We start from the raw sequence: 24824 nt of genomic DNA, 5'->3' as shown, positions 1-24824 counted from the left end.
AGGAATTGGTCGAATATGCGGCTACTTCTCGAAACCGCTCGCAGGGAACACGTCACTGCCGCGCCAGCGCCGTACCGAGCGCTGGAAGAACAGGCTATTGGGCACCTGGACCATGGCACTGCCAGTGCCAAGCTCTTCAGCTTCGATCAGCGTGGTGTAAAGCAGATTGATCGCCACCACCCGCCCCTTCACGCCGGGTTTGTCGGTGGTGTCCACCAGTTCGACCACATCGCCGAGGCGAAACGGGCCAACGGTGAAGATCAGGATCGCGCAGAGCAGGTTGGAGAGCACGCTCCACATGGCGAAAAACGCTACCGCGGCCACCGCCACGAAACCGGACAAGGCAGTCCAGAGCACCGTCGCCGACACCCCGAGGCGTTCCAGCACGAAGATCAACGCGCTGCCCATGATCAGCCAGCGCAGGCCGCCACGCAGCGGCATCAGCAACTGCGGCGGAAACGGATAGCGCTCGCCCAGTCGAGTCAGGCCCTTGGCAACGAACCGCTGGGCGAGGTAGCCGGCCAGCAGGATCATCAGGATCTGCACGCCGAGCCAGATCGGCTCGACCCAAACCTGCGGCAGAGGCAATCTGAAGGCATCCATCAGGACAACGTCTCCAGCTCCGCCTGCATGCTCTCAAGCAGTTCCAAGGCTTCCATCCAGGCTTCTTCCAACTCTGCTTCACGCACTTTCAGTTTGGCCTGTTCGGCCAGCAGATCGCGCAATTCGTTCTTGCGCGCAGGCTCGTAGATATCACTGTCGCCAAGGCTGGTGTCGATCTTCGCGAGCTTCTCATGCAGCTTGCCCAGTTCGGCTTCGAGCTTTTCCGCTTCACGCTTGTGCGGAGCCAGTTGCTGGCGCAAGGCAGCCGCAGCCTGACGCTGGGCCTTCTTGTCGGTCTTGTCCGGATTGACCGGCGTGGTGCTGACCGGCGCATTGCGCTGACGATAATCCACCAGCCAACGGGTGTAGTCTTCGAGGTCGCCATCGAACTCTTCGACCTTGCCGTCGGCCACCAGGAAGAAGTTATCGGTGGTGCTTTTGAGCAAGTGACGATCGTGGGAAACCACCAGCACCGCACCACTGAATTCCTGCAAGGCCATGGTCAGGGCCAGGCGCATCTCCAGGTCCAGGTGGTTGGTCGGTTCGTCGAGCAGCAGCAGGTTCGGCCGGTCCCAGGCGATCAGTGCCAACGCCAGACGGGCCTTCTCGCCACCGGAAAAGTTCAGAACCGGTTCATCGATGCGCGCGCCGCGGAAGTCGAAGCCACCCAGGAAGTCGCGCAGGGTCTGTTCGCGCTCGGTCGGTGCCAGGCGCTGCAGGTGCAGCAACGGGCTGGCCTTGGCGTCCAGCGAGTCGAGCTGGTGCTGGGCAAAGTAGCCCACGACGGTGTTCTCGCCACGGGTCAAGCGGCCAGCCAGCGGTTCAAGCTCTCCGGCGAGGTTCTTGATCAGGGTCGACTTACCGGCGCCGTTAGGGCCGAGCAGGCCAATTCGCGCGCCGGGGGTCAGTTGCAGCTTGACCTTCTCCAGCACGGTTTTGTCGCCGTAGCCCAAGCGCGCATCGGACAGGTCGATCAGCGGGCTGGAAATCTTCTGCGACTCGCGGAAAACGAAGTCGAACGGCGAATCGACGTGGGCCGCGGTCAGCTCCTCCATCCGCTCCAGGGCCTTGATCCGGCTCTGGGCCTGACGGGCCTTGGTTGCCTGGGCCTTGAAACGGGCGATGTAGCTTTCCATGTGCGCACGTTGCACCTGTTGCTTCTCGTAGGCCTGCTGTTGCTGGGCCAGACGTTCGGCGCGGGCGCGTTCAAAGGCGCTGTAGCCACCGCGATAGAGGGTGATCTTGCGCTGATCGACGTGGGCCACGTGATCGACCACGGCATCGAGGAAATCCCGGTCGTGGGAAATCAGCATCAGAGTGCCGGGATAGCTCTTGAGCCACTCTTCGAGCCAGATGATGGCGTCGAGGTCCAAGTGGTTGGTCGGTTCGTCGAGCAGCAGCAGGTCCGAAGGACACATCAAGGCCTGCGCCAGGTTCAGGCGCATCCGCCAGCCACCGGAGAAATCTCCGACCTGGCGATCCATCTGCTCGTTGGTGAAGCCCAGGCCGGCCAGCAGCTTGCGAGCCCTTGCGTCGGCGGTGTAACCGTCGGCGCTATCGAGCTCGGAGTGGTAGCGGGCCTGTGCGGCACCGTCATGGGCCGCTTCGGCTGCTGCCAGGTCGCGTTGCACCTGGCGCAGGCGCAGGTCGCCATCGAGCACGTAGTCGACCGCCAGGCGCTCGAGAGTGTCGACCTCCTGGCGCATGTGGGCGATACGCCAGTCGGCCGGCAGGAAGCAATCACCCGAGTCAGGGTGCAGTTCGCCCCTGAGCAAGGCGAACAGGCTCGATTTGCCGGCGCCGTTGGCACCGATAAGGCCGGCTTTCTGGCCGGCGTGCAGGGTCAGCTCGGCGTCTTCTAGCAGACGTTGCGGGCCACGCTGTAAAGTCAGGTTCTGAAGTCGAATCATAATGGCGGCGGAGTCTACCAGCTTCGCTCGCAACTGGCGCGAGTAGCACTATGTCCTCTGACCTGTGGAGCTTTTCCCTGACCACTTATGCCCATCCGGGTGTTGAGCAGGCATGCCTGCAATTGCAATCGGCGGGTGCCAATGTGTGCCTGCTGCTGTGTAGTGCGTGGTTGGGACAACGAGGCGTGGCCTGCGAAGAGCAGCGCTTGCAGCAACTGCGCAGTGTAGCTGTCTCGTGGGACACCGACGTCGTGCGCCCGTTACGCGCCTTGCGCACACAGTGGAAGGCCGCGGCCACGCAAGACGCCGATTTGCAAAGCCTGCGTGAACAAGTGAAGGCGCTGGAGCTGGAAGCCGAACGGCATCTGTTGTTGCGGCTGGAGAGAGCGGCGCAGAGTTGGCCGCAAAATGCCGGGGCCGATCTATCGGCCTGGCTGGAAGGTGCGGCGGCCGAGGCCGCCCACCTGCACCGCGACGCGCTGCATCAGCTGCGAGTCGCGGTAACCGGCACTTAGGAAGCGCTGGTTGGGGTCGTTGCTGCGATCGATGCGGCGGCCGGCGTTGGCGCTGGCGTGGCTGTCGAGGTGGCTGCTGCCAGAGCAGACGTTGCTGCCGGGGCCGGGTTGGCTGGCTTGGCAACCGGCGCGCTGGCTGGCTTGGCGGCAACCGGTTTCTTCACTGCAGGTTTCGCTGCAGGTTTCGCTGCGGGTTTCGCTGCGGGTTTTGCAGCAGCCGGTTTGGCGGCTGGCTTGGCAGCGGCAGGCTTGGCGGCAACAGCTGGTTTCGCTGCAGCTGGTTTAGCGGCGGGTTTTGCAGCAGGTTTGGCAGCCGCTTTTGCCGCAGGTTTAGCTGCTGGTTTTACAGCGACCGGTTTTGCAGCCGGCTTGGCAGCAGGTTTCGCCGCAGCGGTGCGGGCAGCTGGTTTAGCGGCCGGTTTTGCAGCCGGTTTAGCGGCGGCGGTTTTAGCCACAGGTGGCTTGACAGCAGTGGCTCTTGCTGCGGCAGGTCGTGCGGCGGCTGGTTTGGCAGCCGTGGTTTTAGCCGCAGGTTTTGCAGCGCTGGCAGCAGCCGGTTTTCTCGCAGCCGGTTTGGCAGCAGGTTTGGCTGCGGCAGTTTTAGCTACCGGCTTGGCAGCTGCAGGTTTTGCAGCAGCAGGCTTGGCCGGTGCTTTCGCAGCAGCGGGCTTGGCAGCGGCTTTCTTCGCAGGTGCCGCAGCAGGTTTGGCCGCTCGCAGGGACAACACCTTGCCGACAGCCTCTTGTACACGACCGACGCCCTGGGCCAGTTTCAGGCTTTCTTGAGCATCGCGTTTGAGTTGCAGGATGTAGCCACGAGTTTCCGACTGACGATCTTTGAGAGCATCAAGCAACTCCTCGAGATCGGTCACCGCCCCCTTGGCTTTGGCTTGTGCCTTGGCTTTGCCGGCTGCCGCAGCGTCCTGCAATTTGGTGCGGGACTTATGCAGTTTTTCTTGCGCTTTTCCACGCTGCTTTTCCAGCTTGGCGAGCAATTTTTCAGCATCAGCCAAGGCTTCGGAACAAGCGGTTTCCAGATGCTCGAGCAAGCTGCTCGAGAGTTGTTGGAGCAAGTGCAACGGAGTGTTTACTGGCTTCTTGGTGGCCGACATGGTTTACCTCCTGGCTGAAGTGAGTGCGGCTCATACTAGACCTCTGCTGCAACCGCCGCTAGGGCATGTTGACACTATCGAAAGCGTTGTGTTGCAACGGACCGGAAAACTTCTTCGCCAACGCAAAAGCAGTTCACCGTAGCGCTCCTTCACACTGGCATAATCGCTCGCATTTCAGATCGGAGATTGCCCATGTCGCGCTACCTGTTTTTATCGCTGTGCGTGTTTTTTTCGGTAGCCCAGGCAGTCGAAAACACCCCGGAAAAAGAAGCTCACGATCTCGCTTACAGCCTGGGCGCCAGCCTCGGTGAGCGCTTGCGCCTGGAGGCACCGGACCTGCAACTTCAGGCTCTGATCGAAGGCCTGCAACAAGCCTATCAGGGCAAGCCACTGGCCCTGAAAGACGAGCAGATCGAACAGATCCTGACGGAGCATGAAGCCCGGGTATCCATGCCGTCAGCTGAACCGCAGAGCGAAGCGGCGCTGGAAAAAGAGCACCGTTTTCTTGCCGAAGAAAAAGCCAGGCCAGGCGTGCGTGAGTTGGCAGATGGTGTGCTGTTGACCGAGCTGTCGCCAGGCAATGGTCCCAAGGCAGGCCCCAATGGCAAGGTACAAGTTCTGTACATTGGTCGCTTGCCTGACGGCACGGTTTTCGACCAGAACAATCAACCCCAATGGTTCAGTCTCGACAGTGTGATTGCAGGATGGCGAAGCGCACTGCAAAACATGCCGACAGGGGCGAAATGGCGACTGGTCATTCCTTCGGCTCAAGCCTACGGCGCCGACGGTGCCGGCGACGTCATTGCCCCCTTCACTCCGCTGATATTCGAAGTCGAATTGCGCGGCGCAACCAGCTGACTGCAGATATGAAAACGGCGTGCCGTGGCACGCCGTTCCCGGAGCTTGCGGGAAACGATTCAGGCCTGAACCGAATCGACTTCCTTGTGAGCGGTGTGCAGCACTTCGATCAGACAGTCTTCCAGTTCGAAGCGTTCGTGCAACAGCCCGCCCAGTTCCTTGAATTTTTCGACGACGCATTTGCCTTCATCGCAAAGGTCGTTGAATGCGAGCAGCTTTTCGGTGATGACATCGATGCGCGGGTAGAGAGTCTCGGCGAGCTCCAGACCACGCTTGTCATTGAAGGCCTTGGCCTCCCCTGTCAGCTGTTCGTAGATCTCGAAATGCCCCGCCGACACGTAATCGACCAGCACGCCGCAGAACTCCTGCAAGTGCTTTCGATTCGTGGACAGTGCCTGCGGATCGGCTCCGAGCTTGTCGTATGCATCGATCAGCTCCTTGCGCTCCTGCAACCAGCGGTCGATAAGCAGGTGCACTCCGCCCCAGCGTTCCTGAGCATTCTGACAACTTTCGAGCATGGTGATCTCTCTTCCCTTGTGGGTCAGCTGCTCTGTGCCCGTTCGCCTCTTGTCACATCGGTGGGCGGTCAGGCAGAGCGTCATCGAGCAACATAATTCCAATGACACGTGCGGGCCAGATTATGCCCGCGCGACACTGGCTTCAAGGTACGCAGGCGACAAAGTTCATACAAGTGTTTAATCACTTCGCAACGATCGGTGCGACGACTCGCCGCCGAGCGGTCGCTGATAGCTGATCCAGACGAGGCGCACCAACTGATAGACACTCAGAATCATCATCGGGACGAAGAACAATAAACTCCACTCCGCGATGCTCAGATCGAACAAGGTCCAGGAAATTTCCACACAATCGACCGTGCCCTCAAACATTTGTCGTATCGCAGACAGCCACGATGAGGAAGCGAAAGCATCGGCCTGACCAGGCAAGCAGGTCGACAGGTGAGCTGCCGGATCACTTTGCAGCAATACTTGCCGCCCTGCCGTGACCGTCCCGGCGAGGCTGGAGAACAGTCCGAGCAGCCAGTACAGAAAACTCCCGACGCGGGACGGCCCGTGGACCGAAGCCATCAGGCAGACACCCGTAAAGAATGCCAGGCAAATCCGCTGCAGCACACACAAGCCACAGGGCCGCAGACCGACCACGTACTCAAGATAATAGGAAACACCCAGCGCCAGGGCACCCGCAATGAAAGCCATGAAGAACAAGGAGCGTGAGCAGGCCAAAGACATGGCTTTTCCAGTAACAGTTGAGACCGGTAGTTACGGTAGAGGAAAGCGCTCCGGCCTTTCAAGGCAGGTTGTCAGGGACACTTCAGCAGAGGCGTACGGATTTCTCGACACAGCGAGAGGATTAATGGAGTTCTGTCGTAGGACTTTTCTGATAAGGCCCGGGAACGTCCAAATCCTACGCGTTCATCAATGTTGCAGCAGCTGGCGCCGGACTCGCCAGTTACTACAACAATGCGTACTTCAAGCGCGTGCGGGCACCGGCAAGGGAGCCGCGAGCAAGCGTTCATCCAGCAAGCCCAGGCCCTCCTGAAACAGCTGGTTGCTGCGCTCGGTATCACCCATTTGCGCAAGCAGCCGCGCCAGCTCGGCACAGGCTTCCGGATTACGCTGCACACGCAGGCTGCTCTCCAGATAGTCCCGGGCCTTGCCCCACAAACTGCTTTGCAGACAAAGCCGCCCCAGGGTCAACAGAAGGCTCGGATCAGCCGGATGATCCTTCAGCCAGCCTTCGGCAGTCTGCAACTGGCGGGCTGGATCAGCGCCGCGAGTCAAACCGTAAAGACGCGCCAGATGGCTGCTGTATTGACGCTTGAGCGCCGTGCGCAGAACCTCCTCGGCCTCGACCTGAGCCCCCAGTTGACGCAACTGCTCAGCATAAGCGAGCACCAGCTGTGGTTCCTGACGCTGGGCCGAAGTCAGTTGCTGCCAAGCGCGCTCGAGCGACTGCAAACCGACCGTTCCATCTTCTTCGCGCTGCGCCGCCAACGACAGATTCGCGCCCCAGGCTCGACGTTCCAGATCGGCGAGTTCGGACGCTGGCAAGACTTTGTCTTTGCGCAGCTCCGGCAGCAGACGGATCACTGCCGACCAGTCCCCCCGCTGCTGATGCAATCGTTGCAACTGGCGCAGGGCTTGCGCATTACGGGGATGACGTTCGTGCATGGCTTGCAGGGTCGTCAGCGCGCCTTCCGTATCACCACGGTCCGTCTGTAACTGGGCATGAGTCAGGGCAATGGCCAACTCGGCCTGGGGTTGACGCTCGAGTGCGCGCTCCAGCAAGTTGTCGCTTTCCTCATAGTGCCCTTGTTCGTTGGCGGCACGGGCAGCACCAAGATAGTAAAGCAGTGGCTGGCGCTCGGCTTCGGCAGCCCGAGACAAATGGCGTTGCGCGCTGGCCCAGCGCCCCTCGGCCAAATCCAGCTGACCGTGCTCGATCGCCACTTGCACCCGGCGACTTCGATTACGCCGCGACCACGGATTGACCACGCCACTGGAGGTCATCACCAGTTCGATCAATGCCTTGATGCTCCAGACCACCAGCCACAACACCGCCACCAGCGCCAAAGTTGCCCACAGGCTCGACTCATAGCGGAAAGACTTGTAGGCCACCAGCACATAACCGGAATGTTCGGCAATCGCCAACCCGAGTGCAGCTGTAGCGGCGATAACGAGAAACACGATCACATAAAGACGTTTCATGGCGTGGCCTCCTGCGCAGGATTAGCGGCAGGTTTGGCCATTGGCTTGATCGAGTCCTCGGCGTTGACGTTGCGCCGCTCCAGATAGCCCTGCACCGCGCTCAGCGTGCCGGTCAGGTCTGGTGTGATCACGGAGACGGGCTGCTTGCTCAATTCAACAACCTGCTCAAGCATCACTTTGCTTTGCGGGTTGTCCGGGTTGAAGTTGCCCTGGAGTACGTCCCGCGCTTCATCCAGCGCCTGGGTGTAAACCGCTGCCTGACCGTTGAGCGCAGCCCATTGCGCCTGCTCCAGCGCCAGGCTCAGGGCCAGGCGCACCTGGCTCAGGCTTTGACCGGCCAGCAGGGGGCGAACATTTTTGTCGGCATTGAAATCGATACGGATATAGCGTGAGATCTGATCCCACCACTGCGCCCAACGACTGGCACCGTCGCCATCGGCAGTCAGGCCCAGCAGGGAATCGCCACGATCCTTGTACTCGGGTGCCAGCTCAGTGAGGCTGATGACCTGGTCACGCAGCGCGCCCAGACGCAGGAACAGCCCGGTGCGATCCGGCTGATCGGTGCTGCGCAAGGCCACCAGGGTTTTGGCCACTTGCTCGCGGGCAGCGAAGGAGCCGGGATCATTTTGCTCGCGCAGAATTTCATCGGCGCCCTGCACCAACGCCTGGGCGCTGCTGATGTCCTGCAATGCAGACAGGCGCAGGCTGGCCAGTCTCAGCAAGTGCTCGGCCTCGGCCAGGCGCCAGTCTTTGCGGCTGGCGCCAAGGACAGTTTCCAGGCGCTGATTCAAGCGCTGCTGATCACCCTGCAGCTGCGTCACCAGACGGCGACGCTCTTCCAGCTCATCTACGCCGGGCAATTGCTCAAGGCGTGCACTCAGGCGCTGCTCGCTGAGCTTGAGGCTTTGCGCCTCGTCGCTCAAAGCTTGCACCCGACTCAGTTGCTGCTGAGTGGTCGCCTGCAGGTGCCGTACCTGCCAGACACCCCAGCCGCCCACCGCGACACCGACAGCACCAATCAACAGCGCGACTATTGCCAGCCCGTTGCCCTGGCGCTGTACCGCAGCAGGTGGCGGAGTTTCATCAACCGGTGCATCAAGCACTGGCCGGACGTCATCTTTAGGCAAGGCAGTTTCGCTCACGTATCCATCCTTTGCGTTAGAAAACGGGCACGGGGTGCTCCCGTAACGCCGTCAGCAAGGCCGCGGCATTGGCGCCACGACAATCCACAACAGTTTCAGCCCCGGCGGCACGGGCCATCTCGGCGACCCTGGGGCTTGGTACAAACACCGGCAACCGCGCCAACTGTGGCCACGCAGTGCCAGCCAGTCGATGCAGATGCTCAAAACCTTGTCCACTGCTGACCACCAGCCCGTTCAGGCGTTCCGCTTCGATCTGCCGGGGCAGAGCGGCTGGCGGGTATTGCGGCAGGTCGCGGCGGTATAACTCCAGATACTCGACACTAGCACCAAGCGCACGCAAACGCTCAGCCAGCAACTCGCGCCCACCCTCCCCGCGCAGGATCAGCACGCGCGCATCGGGCTGCGCGATAGCCTGGCGCAATACGCAAAGTTCGAGCAAGGCTTCGCTGTCATCACCCTCGGCGGGAAAGCTGACGTCCAGGCCGCGCTCTTGGAGTATCTGCGCGGTGGCCGCACCGACGCTGAACCACTTGATGCGCGGTGGTTGTGGCCAATATTGGTTGAGCAGTTCAAGACCGATCCGGGCGGCCGGCTTGCTGACGACGATCACGGCACAGTAACGATCCAGCGTCTGAATCACCTGGCGCATTGTGTCAGTGGCCGCAATCGGCACGATGTCCAAAAGCGGCAGGCAGCTACTGAAAATATCGTTTTGCGCCAAAAAACGGCTCAGCGCTGCCGACTCATCCGCCGGACGCGTCAGCAACAGGCGCCAACCGGTCACTCGTGGCCTGCCTCGCCATAGACCGCCTTGAGTATATCGTCGGCACCCTGGCTCAGAAGATCTTCAGCAACTTGCACGCCCAGCGCCTCGGCATCGCTACGCGGTGCACGGGCTTGCGCACTGAGCAGCAGACCACCGCTCGGATCGCCTACCAGTCCACGCAACCAGACCTGATCGCCCTCAAGCACGGCGTAACAGGCGATCGGCACCTGGCAACCGCCATTCAAATGTTTATTGAGGGCGCGCTCGGCAGTCACGCGGGTGGCCGTATCCTGGTGATGCAGCGGTGCCAGCAAGGCATGGATCTCGCTGTCGGCAGTGCGACATTCGATGCCCACCGCACCCTGCCCGCCGGCCGGCAGGCTGTCGTCGACACTGATGGCCGAGGTGATGCGGTCTTCAAAGCCCAGGCGAATCAGCCCCGCTGACGCAAGGATGATGGCGTCGTATTCACCGGCATCGAGTTTCGCCAGGCGGGTATTGACGTTGCCGCGCAGGAAGCGGATTTCCAGATCCGGACGCCGGGTCAGTAACTGGGCCTGACGGCGCAGACTGGAGGTGCCGACGATGCTGCCCTCGGGCAAGTCATCGAGGCTCGCGTAGGTGTTGGAAACGAAAGCATCGCGCGGGTCTTCACGCTCGCAAATGCAGAACAGTCCCAGACCTTCGGGGAAGTCCATCGGTACGTCTTTCATGGAATGCACGGCGATGTCGGCTTCGTTTTCCAACAGCGCGGTTTCCAGTTCCTTGACGAACAGTCCCTTGCCACCGATTTTCGACAGCGGCGAGTCGAGCAGCTTGTCGCCACGGCTGACCATGGGCACCAGGGTCACGAGCAGACCCGCGTGGGCGGCTTCAAGACGGGCTTTGACGTATTCGGCCTGCCACAGGGCAAGCGCGCTTTTGCGGGTGGCGATGCGGATTTCGCGAGTGGACATGGATCAATCCGTACTGAATAGATACGGCGGATAATAACAGCTCAGCCAAATCCACTTTGACTTGTATCAGATACTGCCCGGCCTCCCTGGCCCCGGATGTCCGGCAATCGGGTGTGCAATCCGCCTGTAAATGGCGAATTAAAGCTGTTGCATCATTTTTCGCACGCCAGCTACATGGCGCCGGCTGACGATCAGGGCATCACCATTGAGGCCTTTGAGAAACAGCTGGAAATGCCCCAGGGGTGTGCGCTGCAATCGTTCGATGCGCTCACGGGCGACCAGGGCGTTGCGATGGATGCGCACAAAACGGTCGCCGAACTCGTCTTCAAGAGCCTTGAGCGGCTCATCGAGCAGCACTTCGCCGCCTTCGTGGCGCAAGGTCACGTATTTGTGGTCGGCAATGAAATAGACCACCTGATCCAGCGGAATCAGCTCGATACCCTTACGGGTCCGGGCGCTGATATGGCTGCGCGGGCCGCTGCCGCTGTCGGCAGCAGGGCGGGTCAGTGCGGCGAGCTGAGCGCGGTTGGGGCGTTCGGCTCTCTTTAATGCGTCATGTAACTGTTCAGTTCTCACAGGTTTCACCAGATAGCCTACGGCGCTGGCCTGTAAGGCTTCCACGGCAAATTCATCGGGCCCGGCGCAAAATACTACGGCGGGCGGTGTTTCGCGTTCGCATAAACGCGCGGCCACTTGCAGGCCATCGAGACCCGGCATGCGAATATCGAGCAACACGATATCCGGTCTATGGCTGTCAATCAGTGCCAAGGCCTCTTCGCCATTCGTGGCGCTGGGCTCCAGGACACTGTATCCCTCGAGTTCGCCAACCATTCGGCTCAGGCGCTCGCGGGCCAGGGTTTCGTCATCAACGATCAGGACATTCATATTGCGCTGGATTCCTGCGTGAGTCTCGCACAAGGATAGCGTAGACAGGTGAAGTGACGTCTGTCACCGCGATCCACGCTAAGACTAGCGCGAGCGTCAAAAAGTGCCGCGAATCCGGCGGCTAAATTTTCATCCGCCGGGCGATTGGCGGTCCATGCCCGCACTGGCGATACATCGCCAAAGGGTTTGTTGATACGCAATCTGAACACCCCCCCTCTTCTTATAGCCTGCAGCCGCACAAAGGAGTGCGCCGATCCTACTTTCCAACTGTAGACGGTTGGCGGGACGTTATTGCTCAATTGGTAAATATCGTTTTGCAAAATTGCACAGGACCTGACCCGAGCGGGCTCGCATTGCGAAAAAAAACCGGTCGACCAGCGTCAACGCCAGCAATGACAACCCTGTTATTATCCGCGCCAGCGTTCCACGCCTTCTTACTTCAAGCCGATACGAGCGAATTCATGAGCACTGACAAGACCAATCAGTCCTGGGGCGGCCGCTTCAGTGAACCCGTCGACGCCTTCGTCGCCCGCTTCACCGCCTCCGTCACTTTCGACCAGCGCCTGTATCGCCACGACATCATGGGCTCGATCGCCCACGCCACCATGCTGGCCAAGGTCGGCGTGCTGACCGATGCCGAGCGCGACAGCATTATCGATGGCCTGAAGACCATCCAGGGCGAAATCGAGGCCGGGCAGTTCGACTGGCGCATCGACCTCGAAGATGTACACATGAACATCGAAGCGCGCCTGACCGACCGCATCGGCGTCACCGGTAAAAAGCTGCACACCGGTCGCAGCCGTAACGACCAGGTCGCGACCGACATCCGCCTGTGGCTGCGTGACGAAATCGACCTGATCCTGGCCGAGATCACCCGCCTGCAAAAAGGCCTGCTGGAACAGGCCGAGCGCGAAGCCGCCAGTATCATGCCCGGCTTCACCCACTTGCAGACTGCACAGCCGGTGACCTTCGGCCACCACATGCTGGCCTGGTTCGAAATGCTCAGCCGCGACTACGAACGCCTGGTCGACTGCCGCAAACGCACCAATCGCATGCCTTTGGGCAGCGCCGCTCTTGCCGGCACTACTTACCCTATCGACCGTGAATACACCGCTCAACTGCTGGGTTTCGACGCGGTGGGCGGCAACTCGCTGGACAACGTTTCCGATCGCGACTTCGCCATCGAGTTCTGCTCGGCCGCCAGCATCGCCATGATGCACCTGTCGCGCTTCTCCGAAGAACTGGTGCTATGGACCAGCGCGCAATTCCAGTTCATCGATCTGCCGGACCGTTTCTGCACCGGCAGCTCGATCATGCCGCAAAAGAAAAACCCGGACGTGCCAGAACTGGTGCGTGGCAAGACCGGCCGGGTGTTCGGCGCACTGATGGGCCTGCTGACCCTGATGAAAGGCCAGCCACTGGCCTATAACAAGGATAACCAGGAAGACAAGGAACCGCTGTTCGACGCCGCCGATACCCTGCGCGACTCGCTGCGGGCCTTTGCCGACATGGTTCCGGCGATCAAGCCCAAGCACGCCATCATGCGCGAAGCGGCCCTGCGTGGTTTCTCCACCGCCACCGACCTGGCCGACTACCTGGTACGTCGTGGCCTGCCTTTCCGTGACTGCCATGAAATCGTCGGCCATGCCGTGAAGTACGGTGTGGACAGCGGCAAGGACCTGGCGGAGATGAGCCTGGAAGAACTGCGCAAGTTCAGCGACCAGATCGATCAGGACGTGTTCGCCGTACTGACCCTGGAAGGCTCGGTGAATGCCCGCAACCATATCGGCGGCACTGCACCGGCGCAGGTGAAGGCTGCCGTGGTTCGCGGCCAGGCGTTGCTCGCCAGCCGCTAAAGCTTCGCGGGCAAGCCCGCTCCCACAGGGTCAGGTGTATTCAACACTTTCCACTGTGGGGGCGGGCCTGCCTGCGACGACTGACTTCAGCACACTACAAACTTCACTTCCTGGACGCGATCATCGCCATAAATGCTGGCATCGCCGCTTCCTTGTCCGCTGCGATTTTCTGCACATTCGGGTTCTGCTCCAGCTTCTCCAGCAGCGCCTTGGCTGCCGGCAGTTCTGCCAACAGATCAATTCCAAACAGCTTTTTGGCAACTGCACAGGCCAGCGGCACGCTGTAAAGGAAGTACAGATCCGCCACGCTCAGGCTGTCGCCGGCCACGTAAGGACTGAATTTTCCGTGGCGGCCCAGGGCCGCGATTCCCTGTAGCAGTTCGGCCTTGGTCTTTTCCTTGATCGCCTCTGGCACTGGCGTACCAAAAAACGCCTCGCCGTAGCAGGCACGGCCCGGCAGTTCGAGGTACAGCTCGATTTCCTTGGCCAACGCCAACACCTGCGCACGTTCGAACGGATCTGTCGGCAACAGCGGTGTGCCCTTCTGGCTCTGTTCGATGTACTCGAGAATCACGCTGGTCTCATTGATGAAACCCTGCTCTACCTTCAACACCGGGACCTTTCCACGCGGGCTGATAGCCAGTGCCTCGGGGCTGGTGCCTGCGTAAAAAGGCACTTCTTCAAATGGCAGGCCTTTTTCCAGCAGCGCCAGTTTGACCATGTTGTAGTAGTTACTGACGGAGAATCCATAAAGCTTGATCATCACAAAGCCTCCAGGCCGTGCGGGGGTTGGCGGTGCCTGTTTATAGAACGCCTGTGCGTTTCTTGCCAGCAGCATCACGCACCTGAATGCGGGTAAACTGGCCGCCTTTACCTGAGGAGCCTGCCATGAGCGAGCCAACCGATATCGACAACGACGAAGAAGAGTTCGCCGAAAGCACCCTGATCCAGGCCATCGAAAACCAGATCGAAAGCGACAACCCTCCAGCGGCCAAAGCCACCTTCAACAAGCTGACGCTGGTGGGCTACGAGCGCGAAGAAATCCTTAATTTGATGGCCCACGTATTAGCGGTGGAAATCGACGCGATCCTCGAAGAAGACCGCGCGTTCAACACCGAATGGTACGAGGCGGCGCTGCGTGCGCTGCCAGAGTTGCCCCCGGAAAAGCAGTAGGCATCGACACCGATTCCTGTGGCGAGGGGGCTCGCCCCCGTTGGGTCGCCAAGCGACCCACCAACAATTTCGCGACTGCTGCGCAGCAAAAACAGGGCGATTCGGCGTACCTGCAGGCCCCCTCGCCACAGCGAAGCGAGCCTCACACAATTTGTTGCCAATCATGCCTGCCACCTTTCAGCCCCTGACTACACTGGGTAAACCCCGCTGCCTCGCAGCCGGCCGGGGAATGCATCCCAAGACAAAAAATCCCTGTCGCAAGCACTGGACATGCCGCGCAAGTGAGCTCACCTTAGTGGCGCTGTCGTCCAATTCCTAGAAAGTCTGGAGTCCTTATGTCGCTTACCCCTGAGTTGGTTGCCGAACTGGAAATCCTCGCACTCTTCAACCTGGACAGTTCCCAGGAAGGTTTGAAAATTCATCAGACCGCTGCTCCAAAAGCTATTGCCGCTGCCCAACGCCTGTTCGAAAAAGAATTGATCGATCAACCTGATGGCGGCTACCTGACCAGTCTGGGTCGTGACGCCGCGCAGAATGTGCAAACGCTCCTGACCATACTGAGCGTCCAGGAAACCGCCTGAATTTCGCCGTATAGCCCACGGAAAACCACATCAGAGGATTTCCGCGGGCTTGCTCTTTGACCTGCCATCGGCAAGCGATGGAAATCTGACGTCAAAATCACAAAATCAGCTTAAAAATCCCGGAGCCGAGGCGCTACACTGCGACTCATCCCGAGATTCCTTCCTCCGAGCCCTGCGAGCCGGTTTGAGCTGACATGACGAGCAACTATGAAATCCGCCCCGATCTGGACGAGGGAATCGACCGCAAGGTACTCGGCCAGCTGCGAGCACGCTTTCTGAAGCTCAACGAAGGTCGTCTGGCACGGGCCATGGAAGGGCTGTCGACACGCCAGCAAGGGGTTTTGACCCTGCTGCCGCTGTTTTTTCACGTCAATCATCCGTTGTTGCCAGGCTACGTTTCAGGCAGTACGCCGGCCGGGCTGTCGAAATTCGAGCCCGATGCCAATGTCCTCGCCGAAGCCCAGCGCCTGACCCGGTCCTTTTCCTACAAGCCACGCCATGGCAGCAATCCGCCGCGACCGATTCACGGCCTGTTCCTGATGGGCAGCCTCGGCACCCTGGCACAGGCCGACCAGAGCGATATGGATGTATGGGTCTGCCACGCTCCGGATCTGAGCGAAAGCGAACTCAACGAACTGCGCAAGAAATGCCAGTTGCTCGAAACCTGGGCGGCCAGCCAGGGAGCCGAGGCGCACTTCTTCCTGATTGACCCGACCCGATTCGTGCGCGGCGAACGCGATACCCAACTGAGCTCGGAGGATTGCGGAACCACCCAGCACTATCTGTTGCTGGACGAATTTTATCGAACCGCCATATGGCTGGCCGGACGCACACCGATCTGGTGGCTGGTACCGGTCTACGAAGAATCGAGCTACGACCGTTACACGCACACGCTGCTTTCCAAGCGCTTCATCCGTGCCGATGAAACCCTTGACCTGGGCAATCTGGCCTTGATCCCGCCAGGGGAGTTTATCGGCGCCGGGCTTTGGCAACTGTTCAAGGGCATCGAGTCACCCTACAAATCAGTGCTGAAGTTACTGCTGACCGAGGTTTACGCCAGCGAACACCCCAGGGTCCACTGCCTGAGCCTGCGCTTCAAACAAGCGGTGTTCGCCAATCAGCTCGACCTCGACGAGTTGGACCCCTACATCGTGGTATACCGGCGCATCGAGGAATACCTCATCGCCCGTAACGAACCGGAACGCCTGGAACTGGTGCGCCGCGCGCTGTACCTGAAGGTCAATCGCAAACTGACCGGCACCAGTCGAGCCCAGAGCTGGCAACGCGCCTTGCTCGAGCGCCTGGCCCGGGAATGGCACTGGGATCAACGTCAGCTGGCACTGCTCGATAGCCGCAGCCAGTGGAAGGTTCGCCAGGTCAGCTCCGAGCGCACGGCCCTGGTCAACGAACTCAATTACAGCTACCGCTTCCTCACCCGGTTCGCCCGCCATGAACAGACCGCCAGCCGCATCAACAAGCGCGACCTCAGTGTGCTGGGCCGGCGCTTGTACGCAGCCTTCGAGCGCAAGACAGGCAAGGTCGAATTCATCAATCCCGGTATTGCTCCGGACCTGGCCGAAGACACCTTGACCCTGGTGTATGCGCCAAACCGCAAAGAGCCCGGGCAAGGCCAGTGGGGTTTGTACAACGGCAGCCTGACGGCACTGGAGTGGGAACATTTCGCGCCGATCAAACGCAGCCGCCATTTGCTGGAACTGCTCACCTGGTGCCATCGCAACGGCGTGATCGACAGCAGTACCCGCCTGGCCTTGCACCCCGGCAGCAGCGATTTGAGTGAGTTTGAACTGTTCAACCTGCTCGGCAGCCTGCAACAGAGCATTGCCCTGCCCCTTGCCACTGTCGCTGAAGAGCCTTTGCTACGCGCCAGCGTGCCAAGCGAGGTGCTGATTCTGGTGAACGTCGGCGTCGACCCGCTCAAGCACCATCGTGATCTGAACATCCTGATGACCACCGAGCGCACCGACTCCCTGAGCTACGCAGGCGTGCGCGAGAATCTGGTCCTGACCCTGGATCAGGTCACGATCAACAGCTGGAACGAAGTGCTGGTCAGCCACCATGATGGCCCCAACGCCTTGCTCGACTGCATACGCGACTACCTCAACAATCTGCCGGTCGGTGCGCAACAGCCCAGGCTGCGAGTGCGGTGCTTCTGTCATAACCGCGCGCCATTCATCGCGCAGCGGGTGGAAGAAACCCTCGATACCGCACAGAACCTTCTACTGAGCCGACTCAACTACCGCTACCTGATACAGGTCCAGCAGCACTACCACGTGCTGGAACTGATACCAGGCCAGGTCAATCACGTCGCCCTCGCCACGCTGCCAGCGCTGATCGACTATCTGGGCAAGGAGTTGACCCGCTACAGCCCGCTACACCTGGATGCCATGGCGCTGGAAGAGCATGACCTCGCACTGTTGCTGCCGATGGGCCAGCCGGACTGCGTTCAAGTGTTCTATCGGGTCAATGAAGACCTGGTCGATCTTTACGTGCTCGATGAGTTCAATGCCCTGTGGCAGCAATGCCTGCCCTGGCACGATGAGCAAAGCCTGCTGGTGCCGTTGCAGCGGTTCCTGCAATCGATCCAATACCGGCGCGATGCCTTGTTGCCGAGGGCCGCCGCCCAACCCCTGAATCTGGATACGTTGTATTGCCAATTATTGCCGTCTGGCCAAGGCAGGGCGCGCCGGATCGAACCCCGACCAGCACCGCAAACCCCTGCCAACAAAGCGTTTTACGATGTCCAGGCGATCATCGGCAAAGCCGCACCTGGCCAGGTGCGGGTGACGTTGTACTGCAATCAACGGGAATTTTCGGAGTTGGAGCATGGCAACCAACTTTTCAGCGCGGTCGCCCGGGAAATCATCGGGCAGCGCCGGGAAACCGAACGCTACCGCTGCTATATCACCGACCTGGACCTCTCAGGCCTGCTCCGTGACGGGTCGGGATCCACTCATTTGTATCTGCGCTATAAAGCCGACCTGGAGCGCGCACTGAACGAGGCGCTCGATCAGGTCTGAGGGATCATTCCGGGAATGCGCCGCCATTGGCCGGCTGCGATTCGACTTCAAGCAGGGTCAGTTTCAGGGTCTTGCCGCCTGGAGCCGGCCAGTCGATATGCTGACCCACCTTCAGGCCCAGCAACGCGCTGCCCACTGGCGCCAGGATCGAGATCTTGCCTTCATCGGCGTTCGCGTCCTTCGGGTACACCAGCGTCAGGTGATAGTCCTTGCCACTGCCTTCTTCGCGACAGTGCACACGGGAGTTCATGGTCACGACATCGGCGGGCACTTCATCGTGACCAACCAGAGTATCGGCGCGATCCAGTTCGGTTTGCAGCGCGATAACGCCCGGCAGCGTGTCATCCAGGCTTTCGATCAGGCGCTCCAGACGTTGCACGTCCAGACGGGTAAGAGTGATGGAAGGTGCGGTCATGATCAGGGCAGACTCCTTTCTTCTGCACGAAAAAAGCAAAACCCCGCCAGAAGAAGACGGGGTTTTCACAAGCCTCGATGGGTTGAGGCGTATCCGGACACTATCACAGCTCAATAAATATACAAGCTGGGCGATCCAGCGGTCGCCAGGTCTTTCGTGGTGAGGTGGCTTGCCCCCGCTGGGTTGCGTAACGCCCCCAGAATCTTTACGACTGCTTCGCAGCCGAACGCGGCGATGCGGCGTTCCGACAAGCCCCCTCGCCACAAAAGACTTTACGATGGGCAGCCTGCTCACAAATCACCCGCCGGCGCTGATCATCGGCCGAGCGCCACTCGCGAATATCTTCGACATGGCGAAAACAGCCCAGGCAGACTTTCTGCTCGTCCAGGCGGCACACACCGCTGCATGGTGAAGGCACCGCCGGGCTGACATTGCTGTAAAGCGGTTTGGGTGCACGGACGGGGGTTGTTTCAGTCACGAAATTACAGGCCTTCGAAGTCGAGTTCGACGTCGGCCTGTTGCTTGACGATGCGCTCGAGCATTTCGCCCAACTGCTCTTCGCTCTTGTCACACATCCAGCGCTCGCTTTCTTCGTCGTAATCGAAGTGGAAGCCACCGGACACTGCCGCCAGCCACAGCTGACGCAGCGGCTCCTGACGACTGAAGATCAGTTGGCTGCCGTTTTCAAACTTTACGGTCAGTACACCCGCCGAACTCTCCAGGTCGATATCCAGGCCACTGTCATCAAAGATGTCCTCCAGCGTCTGCTGTGTGGCATCGACCAGGTCATGGAAACGCGCTTCGGACAAACTCATTACGGCAACCTCAAAAAGTGTCTGATCAGGCTCAAGCGCCGCAAGATACGACCGAGCCCCGTCGATTGCAAAGAATAACGAATAAGCGCCATACCAGCACATCCAACACTGATCCCTGTGGGAGCGGGCTTGCTCGCGAATGCGGCGTATCAGGCAGCATCAATGTCGACTGACACTACGCCTTCGCGAGCAAGCCCGCTCCCACAGGGGATCGCAACTGGCCTGCCGACATCAGCCAGACCCCGCCGGACGGGCGGTCCGTTGCATAGGCAAGCTGACGGGTGGCCGGTATACTCCGGCGCAATTAACGCATTTTCAAGGATTTCGCCATGAAGCGCCTGATCTCTTCCCTTGCTGCGCTCCTCGCGGTTGCCTGCCTTGTGTCGGCCTGCGGTCAAAAAGGCCCGCTGTACCTGCCCGATGAAGACCAGGACCCTGCCGAGCAGGCTCAGTCCTCGCAAAAGCAGCCGTCCAAAGCACACAAGCACGACGTCTACCAATAATAAGGGAACCTCATGGACGCTTTTAACTACCGTGACGGTGAACTGTTCGCCGAAGGTGTTGCCCTGTCTGCCATCGCCGAGCGCTTTGGCACACCGACCTACGTTTACTCGCGCGCGCACATCGAAGCCCAGTACCTGGCCTACGCCGATGCGCTGGCCGGCATGTCGAGCCTGGTTTGCTTTGCCGTCAAAGCCAACTCCAACCTGGGCGTACTGAATGTCCTGGCGCGCCTTGGCGCCGGTTTCGACATCGTTTCCCGTGGCGAGCTCGAACGTGTTCTGGCTGCCGGCGGCAGCGCCGACAAGATCGTCTTCTCCGGCGTCGGCAAGACCCGTGACGACATGCGTCGCGCACTGCAAGTCGGCGTGCACTGCTTCAACGTCGAATCCACCGACGAGCTGGAACGCCTGCAAGTGGTCGCCGCCGAGCTGGGCGTTCGCGCGCCGATCTCGCTGCGCGTCAACCCGGACGTCGATGCCGGCACTCACCCGTACATCTCCACCGGCCTCAAAGAGAACAAGTTCGGCATCGCCATCGCTGAGGCCGAAGACGTGTACGTGCGTGCCGCGCAGCTGCCGAACCTGGAAGTGGTTGGCGTCGATTGCCATATCGGCTCGCAACTGACCACCCTGCCACCGTTCATCGATGCCCTCGACCGCCTGCTGGGTCTGGTCGACCGCCTCGGCGACTGCGGTATCTACCTGCGCCACATCGACCTCGGTGGTGGCCTGGGCGTACGTTATCGCGACGAAGAACCGCCACTGGCTGCCGACTACATCAAGGCCGTGCGCGAGCGTCTCGACGGTCGTGACCTGGCACTGGTATTCGAGCCGGGCCGCTTCATCGTGGCAAACGCCGGCGTGCTGCTGACCCATGTCGAGTACCTAAAGCACACCGAGCACAAGGACTTCGCCATCGTCGACGCGGCCATGAACGACCTGATCCGCCCGGCACTGTATCAAGCCTGGATGGACGTCACCGCCGTACGCCCGCGTGACACTGCTGCCCGCGCCTACGACGTCGTCGGCCCGATCTGCGAGACCGGCGATTTCCTGGCCAAGGATCGTCAGCTGGCCCTGGAAGAAGGCGACCTGCTGGCTGTGCATTCGGCCGGCGCCTATGGGTTTGTCATGAGTTCCAACTACAACACCCGTGGCCGCGCCGCCGAAGTGTTGGTGGACGGTGATCAGGCATTTGAAGTGCGTCGCCGTGAAACGGTAGCCGAGTTGTTTGCTGGCGAAAGCCTGCTGCCGGAGTAAAACCATGCTGCTGCGTTTTACCAAGATGCACGGCCTGGGCAACGACTTCATGGTCCTTGACCTGGTCAGCCAGCACGCGCATATCCTGCCCAAGCACGCCAAGCAATGGGGCGACCGGCATACCGGCATCGGCTTCGACCAGTTGCTGATCGTCGAGGCGCCGAGCAATCCGGACGTGGATTTCCGTTATCGGATCTTCAATTCCGACGGCTCGGAAGTGGAACAGTGCGGCAACGGTGCGCGCTGCTTCGCCCGCTTCGTCCTCGACAAGCGCCTGACCGCAAAACGGCAGATCCGCGTCGAAACCAAAAGCGGCATCATCGAGCTGGATGTGCGCAACGACGGGCAGATCAGCGTCAACATGGGCGCCCCGCGCCTGGTACCGGCCGAGATTCCATTCCAGGCTGCGGATCAGGCCTTGAGTTACCAGGTCGACGTCGATGGCAACCCGGTCGATCTGGCCGCCGTATCGATGGGCAACCCCCATGCCGTACTGCGCGTCAGCGACATCAACAATGCACCGGTGCATGATCTGGGTCCGAAAATCGAGCATCACCCGCGCTTCCCGGCGCGGGTCAATGTCGGTTTTCTCCAGGTGATTGACCGCAGCCGCGCGCAGTTGCGCGTCTGGGAGCGCGGGGCCGGGGAAACCCAGGCCTGCGGTACCGGCGCCTGTGCCGCAGCAGTGGCCGCGATCAGCCAGGGGTGGATGGATTCGCCGCTATTGATCGACCTGCCTGGCGGGCGCCTGTCCATTGAGTGGGCAGGCCCTGGCCAACCGGTGAAGATGACCGGCCCGGCAGTCCGCGTATACGAAGGACAAGTGCGTCTTTGAGCGAGCGAAATCCATGACCGACAAGCCTCAGGTACCCGCACGAAAAGCCGACGAATCTGCGCCCGAAAGCCTGGAGGCGGCGGCTGTTGCCGCGTACCTGGAGGCTCATCCGGACTTTTTCATCGAGCACGAAGAACTGCTCCCGGCCTTGCGTATTCCCCATCAGCGCGGTGACACCATTTCGCTGGTGGAACGGCAGATGACCATCCTGCGCGACCGCAACATCGAGTTGCGTCATCGCCTCTCGCATTTGATGGATGTGGCCCGCGACAATGACCGGCTGTTCGATAAGACCCGCCGCCTGATCCTTGCGCTGATGGACGCCACCAGCCTCGAAGACGTAGTGATCTGCGTCGAAGACAGTCTGCGCCAGGATTTCCAGGTGCCCTTCGTCAGCCTCATCCTGCTGGGCGACAACGCCATGCCAGTCGGCCGCTGGGTCACCCACGCCGAAGCGCAGGTGGCCATAGGCGGTTTGCTCTCGGAAGACAAAAGCGTCAGCGGCAGTCTGCGCGAGCATGAACTGGACTTCCTGTTCGGTGAGGATCAGCGCAAGCAGATCGGCTCCACCGCCGTCGTCGCCATCAGCCATCAGGGCATCCACGGTATCCTGGCCATCGCCAGCCGAGATCCACAGCAATACAAAAGCTCAGTAGGCACCTTGTTCCTGAGCTACATCGCCGAAGTCATGGGCCGCGTGCTGCCACGGGTCAACAGCAACCTGCGCTCGGTACGCTGACCATGGAACGGCAACTGGACGCTTACTGCGAACACCTGCGCAGTGAGCGGCAGGTGTCGCCGCACACTTTGTCGGCTTACCGCCGCGACCTCGATAAAGTGCTCGGCTGGTGCGTCAAGCAGAACATCGACAGTTGGGCGGCGCTGGATATCCAGCGCCTGCGCAGCCTGATCGCCCGCCTGCATGCCCAAGGCCAGTCGTCCCGCAGTCTGGCGCGTTTGCTGTCGGCGGTCCGCGGGCTCTATCACTACCTCAACCGCGAAGGCCTGTGCGATCACGACCCGGCCAATGGTCTCGCGCCACCTAAAGGCGAGCGCCGCCTGCCGAAGACCCTCGACACCGACCGCGCCTTGCAACTGCTTGAGGGTGCGGTGGAAGATGACTTTCTGGCCCGTCGTGATCAGGCGATCCTGGAACTGTTCTACTCTTCCGGGCTGCGACTTTCGGAGCTGACCGGGCTGAATCTCGACCAGCTCGATCTGGCCGACGGGATGGTCCAGGTGCTCGGCAAAGGCAGCAAGACCCGTCTGCTACCCGTGGGAAAAAAAGCTCGCGAGGCGCTGGAACAGTGGCTGCCATTACGAGCCCTGGCCAACCCGGCGGACGATGCGGTGTTTGTCAGCCAGCAAGGCCAGCGCCTGGGCCCACGGACGATCCAGCGTCGGGTCAAGGCAGCCGGCGAACGCGAGCTAGGGCAGAACCTGCACCCACACATGTTGCGACACTCTTTCGCCAGCCACATGCTGGAGTCTTCCCAGGACCTGCGGGCCGTACAGGAATTGCTCGGTCACTCGGACATCAAGACCACGCAAATCTATACCCACCTGGATTTCCAGCACCTGGCAACGGTCTATGACAGCGCCCACCCACGAGCCAAACGCATGAAAGGCGATGATTCATGAGCATTCAGTTGATCACCTTCGATCTCGACGACACCCTTTGGCACACCGCCCCGGTGATCGTCAGCGCCGAAGCCGTTTTGCGTGAATGGCTGAGCGAACATGCTCCCGCCCTCGGGGCGGTGCCGGTGGAGCATCTGTGGGCCATTCGCGAACGCATCCTGAGCATCGAGCCGAACCTCAAGCATCGCATCAGCGCATTGCGTCGACGGGTGTTGTTCCAGGCGCTGGAAGAAGCCGGTTACGCTCACGCAGTAGCGTCCGACCTGGCCGACCAGAGCTTCGAAGTGTTTTTGCACGCCCGCCACCAACTGGAAATCTTTCCGGAGGTGCAACCGACCCTGCAAGCACTGGCCAACCATTACACCTTGGGCGTGGTCACCAACGGCAACGCTGATATCCGGCGCCTGGGGCTGGCGGATTATTTCAGGTTTGCGCTGTGCGCCGAAGACATCGGCATTGGCAAACCGGATGCGCGATTGTTCCATGAGGCGTTGCAGCGTGGAGACGCCACTGCCGAGACGGCAGTACATATTGGCGACCATCCGGGCGACGACATTGCCGGTGCCCAGCAAGCAGGGCTGCGGGCGATCTGGTTCAACCCGGCGGGCAAGGCCTGGGAAGCCGAGCATCTGCCGGATGCAGAAATCCGCAGCCTGACCGAGTTGCCGGCGTTGTTGGCGCGGTGGAACCCCAGACACCCGGCCTGAAATCACACACACCCCCTATGGTAGCGAGCCTGCTCGCGATGAGGCCGTCACATTCAAAATTGATCCTGCCTGACCCACCGTTATCGCGAGCAAGCTCGCTCCCACAAGGAGATTGTCGGCGTATCCTCGATTTTCAGGCATGAAAAAGCCCGCAGCGACGGCGGGCCTTTTCAGTAAGCAAGACAGCCTCAGATAGGCCGGCTGCCGTACTTGTTGTCAGGCTTCTTGGGAGGATCGGCGACCACATTGGCCTCCACTTCCTGCACCTTGCCGCCGCGAGCCAGGAACTCTTCCATGGCCTTGGCCAGGGCGTCTCGTTCCTTGTTCTTGGCTTCGACACTCGGCAGCTCATCGACCGATACCGCTGCCTTGGCTTTGCCTTTGGCGGTCGGAACGGGCGCATCACCGCCGTCGTCTTCAGCGACGTCTTCCGCCGCTGCTTCCAGACCTTCTTCGGTTTCGTCGTCGCCTACTTCGAGGTCGTCGTTTTCCAGATCATCGTCGCTCATGTTCTACCTCATGACTTG

27 protein-coding genes and 1 pseudogene are annotated in these 24824 nt (G+C 60.6%); 12 read left to right on the top strand and 16 right to left on the bottom strand.

Features of this window, described 5'->3' with window-relative positions; genetic code table 11:
* Positions 1-21 precede the first annotated feature (21 nt).
* Both KW839_RS04800 and KW839_RS04795 read right to left on the bottom strand, forming a co-directional pair.
* Positions 22-603, bottom strand: coding sequence for a mechanosensitive ion channel family protein (locus KW839_RS04800; protein WP_060542513.1), 582 nt, complete (start codon positions 601-603; stop codon positions 22-24).
* Entirely contained in the window at positions 603-2513 is a 1911-nt protein-coding gene (locus KW839_RS04795; protein WP_218423595.1) for an ATP-binding cassette domain-containing protein, read from the bottom strand. The genes KW839_RS04800 and KW839_RS04795 overlap by 1 nt, the downstream gene beginning before the upstream one ends.
* A gap of 50 nt (positions 2514-2563) precedes the next feature.
* Between KW839_RS04795 and KW839_RS04790 the strand changes: the two genes are divergently transcribed.
* Positions 2564-3028: a TIGR02444 family protein gene (locus KW839_RS04790; RefSeq protein ID WP_060542515.1), complete on the top strand. Its 465-nt coding sequence runs from the start codon at positions 2564-2566 to the stop codon at positions 3026-3028.
* Here the strand turns inward: KW839_RS04790 and KW839_RS04785 are convergent.
* The gene (locus tag KW839_RS04785; RefSeq protein WP_218423594.1) at positions 3025-4140 is read right to left on the bottom strand and encodes an AlgP family protein; all 1116 of its coding nucleotides are present in this window, start codon (positions 4138-4140) and stop codon (positions 3025-3027) included. The two genes, KW839_RS04790 and KW839_RS04785, sit on opposite strands and share 4 nt — an antisense overlap.
* Positions 4141-4332: 192 nt before the next feature.
* Here KW839_RS04785 and KW839_RS04780 point away from each other — a divergent pair, with 192 nt between their 5' ends.
* Positions 4333-4998, top strand: coding sequence for an FKBP-type peptidyl-prolyl cis-trans isomerase (locus KW839_RS04780; RefSeq protein WP_060542517.1), 666 nt, complete (start codon positions 4333-4335; stop codon positions 4996-4998).
* A 59-nt stretch (positions 4999-5057) separates the two neighbouring features.
* On the opposite strand, the gene KW839_RS04775 is transcribed toward KW839_RS04780, so the two are convergent.
* The 8 genes and pseudogenes from KW839_RS04775 to KW839_RS28030 all read right to left on the bottom strand — a co-directional run.
* Entirely contained in the window at positions 5058-5516 is a 459-nt protein-coding gene (locus tag KW839_RS04775) for an Rsd/AlgQ family anti-sigma factor (RefSeq protein WP_060542518.1), read from the bottom strand.
* A gap of 177 nt (positions 5517-5693) precedes the next feature.
* On the bottom strand, positions 5694-6245 hold the full coding sequence (locus tag KW839_RS04770; RefSeq protein ID WP_060542519.1) for a disulfide bond formation protein B: 552 nt from the start codon (positions 6243-6245) through the stop codon (positions 5694-5696).
* A 240-nt stretch (positions 6246-6485) separates the two neighbouring features.
* Positions 6486-7724, bottom strand: coding sequence for a heme biosynthesis protein HemY (locus KW839_RS04765; protein ID WP_218423593.1), 1239 nt, complete (start codon positions 7722-7724; stop codon positions 6486-6488).
* Entirely contained in the window at positions 7721-8866 is a 1146-nt protein-coding gene (locus tag KW839_RS04760) for a uroporphyrinogen-III C-methyltransferase (protein ID WP_060542521.1), read from the bottom strand. Before KW839_RS04760 ends, KW839_RS04765 begins: the two co-directional genes overlap by 4 nt.
* A gap of 16 nt (positions 8867-8882) precedes the next feature.
* On the bottom strand, positions 8883-9650 hold the full coding sequence (locus KW839_RS04755) for a uroporphyrinogen-III synthase (protein WP_218423592.1): 768 nt from the start codon (positions 9648-9650) through the stop codon (positions 8883-8885).
* Positions 9647-10588: a hydroxymethylbilane synthase gene (gene hemC, locus KW839_RS04750; protein WP_218423591.1), complete on the bottom strand. Its 942-nt coding sequence runs from the start codon at positions 10586-10588 to the stop codon at positions 9647-9649. The genes KW839_RS04755 and hemC overlap by 4 nt, the downstream gene beginning before the upstream one ends.
* Before the next feature lie 138 nt (positions 10589-10726).
* A complete protein-coding gene (locus KW839_RS04745; protein ID WP_060542524.1) occupies positions 10727-11473 on the bottom strand; it encodes a LytTR family DNA-binding domain-containing protein in 747 nt (248 codons plus the stop codon).
* Positions 11470-11592 (bottom strand): annotated as a pseudogene (locus KW839_RS28030) (sensor histidine kinase); the annotation flags it as partial. The pseudogene KW839_RS28030 and the gene KW839_RS04745, both read right to left, overlap by 4 nt.
* A 342-nt stretch (positions 11593-11934) precedes the next feature.
* Here KW839_RS28030 and argH point away from each other — a divergent pair.
* Entirely contained in the window at positions 11935-13329 is a 1395-nt protein-coding gene (gene argH, locus KW839_RS04740; protein WP_060542525.1) for an argininosuccinate lyase, read from the top strand.
* A gap of 103 nt (positions 13330-13432) precedes the next feature.
* Here the strand turns inward: argH and KW839_RS04735 are convergent, their stop codons facing one another.
* A complete protein-coding gene (locus KW839_RS04735) occupies positions 13433-14092 on the bottom strand; it encodes a glutathione S-transferase family protein (RefSeq protein WP_218423590.1) in 660 nt (219 codons plus the stop codon).
* Positions 14093-14217: 125 nt separating this feature from the next.
* Between KW839_RS04735 and KW839_RS04730 the strand changes: the two genes are divergently transcribed.
* From KW839_RS04730 to KW839_RS04720, 3 genes are all read left to right on the top strand, one after another.
* Entirely contained in the window at positions 14218-14502 is a 285-nt protein-coding gene (locus KW839_RS04730; protein ID WP_046039010.1) for a hypothetical protein, read from the top strand.
* A gap of 335 nt (positions 14503-14837) precedes the next feature.
* Positions 14838-15083: a TIGR02647 family protein gene (locus tag KW839_RS04725; RefSeq protein ID WP_060542527.1), complete on the top strand. Its 246-nt coding sequence runs from the start codon at positions 14838-14840 to the stop codon at positions 15081-15083.
* Positions 15084-15277: 194 nt separating this feature from the next.
* A complete protein-coding gene (locus KW839_RS04720; RefSeq protein ID WP_218423589.1) occupies positions 15278-18121 on the top strand; it encodes a class I adenylate cyclase in 2844 nt (947 codons plus the stop codon).
* A 4-nt stretch (positions 18122-18125) separates the two neighbouring features.
* On the opposite strand, the gene rnk is transcribed toward KW839_RS04720, so the two are convergent.
* The 3 genes from rnk to cyaY all read right to left on the bottom strand — a co-directional run bounded on the left by rnk (position 18126) and on the right by cyaY (position 19351).
* On the bottom strand, positions 18126-18536 hold the full coding sequence (gene rnk / locus KW839_RS04715; RefSeq protein WP_060542529.1) for a nucleoside diphosphate kinase regulator: 411 nt from the start codon (positions 18534-18536) through the stop codon (positions 18126-18128).
* A 205-nt stretch (positions 18537-18741) separates the two neighbouring features.
* Positions 18742-19014, bottom strand: coding sequence for a DUF1289 domain-containing protein (locus tag KW839_RS04710; RefSeq protein WP_218423588.1), 273 nt, complete (start codon positions 19012-19014; stop codon positions 18742-18744).
* A gap of 4 nt (positions 19015-19018) precedes the next feature.
* On the bottom strand, positions 19019-19351 hold the full coding sequence (gene cyaY, locus KW839_RS04705; protein WP_060542530.1) for an iron donor protein CyaY: 333 nt from the start codon (positions 19349-19351) through the stop codon (positions 19019-19021).
* A gap of 329 nt (positions 19352-19680) precedes the next feature.
* Here cyaY and KW839_RS04700 point away from each other — a divergent pair, with 329 nt between their 5' ends.
* Genes KW839_RS04700 through KW839_RS04675 form a run of 6 tightly spaced genes read left to right on the top strand, consistent with a single transcriptional unit; the run spans position 19681 to position 24297 of the window.
* Entirely contained in the window at positions 19681-19854 is a 174-nt protein-coding gene (locus KW839_RS04700; protein WP_034147687.1) for a lipoprotein, read from the top strand.
* Between the two features lie 12 nt (positions 19855-19866).
* Positions 19867-21114, top strand: coding sequence for a diaminopimelate decarboxylase (gene lysA, locus KW839_RS04695; RefSeq protein ID WP_218423587.1), 1248 nt, complete (start codon positions 19867-19869; stop codon positions 21112-21114).
* A 4-nt stretch (positions 21115-21118) separates the two neighbouring features.
* The gene (dapF, locus tag KW839_RS04690; protein ID WP_060542532.1) at positions 21119-21949 is read left to right on the top strand and encodes a diaminopimelate epimerase; all 831 of its coding nucleotides are present in this window, start codon (positions 21119-21121) and stop codon (positions 21947-21949) included.
* 13 nt (positions 21950-21962) lie between these two features.
* Positions 21963-22688 (top strand): DUF484 family protein, encoded by a 726-nt coding sequence (locus KW839_RS04685; protein ID WP_218423586.1) that lies wholly within the window; start codon positions 21963-21965, stop codon positions 22686-22688.
* Between the two features lie 2 nt (positions 22689-22690).
* Complete coding sequence (xerC, locus tag KW839_RS04680) at positions 22691-23590, top strand: tyrosine recombinase XerC (RefSeq protein WP_218423585.1); 900 nt, start codon at positions 22691-22693, stop codon at positions 23588-23590.
* The gene (locus KW839_RS04675; protein WP_218423583.1) at positions 23587-24297 is read left to right on the top strand and encodes an HAD family hydrolase; all 711 of its coding nucleotides are present in this window, start codon (positions 23587-23589) and stop codon (positions 24295-24297) included. Before xerC ends, KW839_RS04675 begins: the two co-directional genes overlap by 4 nt.
* A gap of 188 nt (positions 24298-24485) precedes the next feature.
* On the opposite strand, the gene sutA is transcribed toward KW839_RS04675, so the two are convergent.
* Positions 24486-24806, bottom strand: coding sequence for a transcriptional regulator SutA (gene sutA, locus KW839_RS04670; RefSeq protein WP_060542536.1), 321 nt, complete (start codon positions 24804-24806; stop codon positions 24486-24488).
* Positions 24807-24824 lie beyond the last annotated feature (18 nt).

This window comes from Pseudomonas sp. PDM31 (assembly GCF_019218965.1).
Taxonomy (GTDB): Bacteria; Pseudomonadota; Gammaproteobacteria; order Pseudomonadales; family Pseudomonadaceae; genus Aquipseudomonas.
This window is presented reverse-complemented; position numbering and strand designations above follow the sequence as displayed.

Bases quoted from the DNA above. Each gene is read 5' to 3' on its own strand.
- KW839_RS04800 (WP_060542513.1), bottom strand. From the start codon at position 603: ATGGATGCCTTCAGATTGCCTCTGCCGCAGGTTTGGGTCGAGCCGATC.
- KW839_RS04785 (WP_218423594.1), bottom strand. From the start codon at position 4,140: ATGTCGGCCACCAAGAAGCCAGTAAACACTCCGTTGCACTTGCTCCAA.
- KW839_RS04720 (WP_218423589.1), top strand. From the start codon at position 15,278: ATGACGAGCAACTATGAAATCCGCCCCGATCTGGACGAGGGAATCGAC.
- KW839_RS04685 (WP_218423586.1), top strand. From the start codon at position 21,963: ATGACCGACAAGCCTCAGGTACCCGCACGAAAAGCCGACGAATCTGCG.
- lysA (WP_218423587.1), top strand. From the start codon at position 19,867: ATGGACGCTTTTAACTACCGTGACGGTGAACTGTTCGCCGAAGGTGTT.
- KW839_RS04745 (WP_060542524.1), bottom strand. From the start codon at position 11,473: ATGAATGTCCTGATCGTTGATGACGAAACCCTGGCCCGCGAGCGCCTG.
- KW839_RS04775 (WP_060542518.1), bottom strand. From the start codon at position 5,516: ATGCTCGAAAGTTGTCAGAATGCTCAGGAACGCTGGGGCGGAGTGCAC.
- KW839_RS04730 (WP_046039010.1), top strand. From the start codon at position 14,218: ATGAGCGAGCCAACCGATATCGACAACGACGAAGAAGAGTTCGCCGAA.
- KW839_RS04795 (WP_218423595.1), bottom strand. From the start codon at position 2,513: ATGATTCGACTTCAGAACCTGACTTTACAGCGTGGCCCGCAACGTCTG.
- dapF (WP_060542532.1), top strand. From the start codon at position 21,119: ATGCTGCTGCGTTTTACCAAGATGCACGGCCTGGGCAACGACTTCATG.
- xerC (WP_218423585.1), top strand. From the start codon at position 22,691: ATGGAACGGCAACTGGACGCTTACTGCGAACACCTGCGCAGTGAGCGG.
- KW839_RS04725 (WP_060542527.1), top strand. From the start codon at position 14,838: ATGTCGCTTACCCCTGAGTTGGTTGCCGAACTGGAAATCCTCGCACTC.
- sutA (WP_060542536.1), bottom strand. From the start codon at position 24,806: ATGAGCGACGATGATCTGGAAAACGACGACCTCGAAGTAGGCGACGAC.
- KW839_RS04675 (WP_218423583.1), top strand. From the start codon at position 23,587: ATGAGCATTCAGTTGATCACCTTCGATCTCGACGACACCCTTTGGCAC.
- rnk (WP_060542529.1), bottom strand. From the start codon at position 18,536: ATGACCGCACCTTCCATCACTCTTACCCGTCTGGACGTGCAACGTCTG.
- KW839_RS04790 (WP_060542515.1), top strand. From the start codon at position 2,564: ATGTCCTCTGACCTGTGGAGCTTTTCCCTGACCACTTATGCCCATCCG.
- KW839_RS04780 (WP_060542517.1), top strand. From the start codon at position 4,333: ATGTCGCGCTACCTGTTTTTATCGCTGTGCGTGTTTTTTTCGGTAGCC.
- hemC (WP_218423591.1), bottom strand. From the start codon at position 10,588: ATGTCCACTCGCGAAATCCGCATCGCCACCCGCAAAAGCGCGCTTGCC.
- argH (WP_060542525.1), top strand. From the start codon at position 11,935: ATGAGCACTGACAAGACCAATCAGTCCTGGGGCGGCCGCTTCAGTGAA.
- KW839_RS04735 (WP_218423590.1), bottom strand. From the start codon at position 14,092: ATGATCAAGCTTTATGGATTCTCCGTCAGTAACTACTACAACATGGTC.
- cyaY (WP_060542530.1), bottom strand. From the start codon at position 19,351: ATGAGTTTGTCCGAAGCGCGTTTCCATGACCTGGTCGATGCCACACAG.
- KW839_RS04770 (WP_060542519.1), bottom strand. From the start codon at position 6,245: ATGTCTTTGGCCTGCTCACGCTCCTTGTTCTTCATGGCTTTCATTGCG.
- KW839_RS04700 (WP_034147687.1), top strand. From the start codon at position 19,681: ATGAAGCGCCTGATCTCTTCCCTTGCTGCGCTCCTCGCGGTTGCCTGC.
- KW839_RS04765 (WP_218423593.1), bottom strand. From the start codon at position 7,724: ATGAAACGTCTTTATGTGATCGTGTTTCTCGTTATCGCCGCTACAGCT.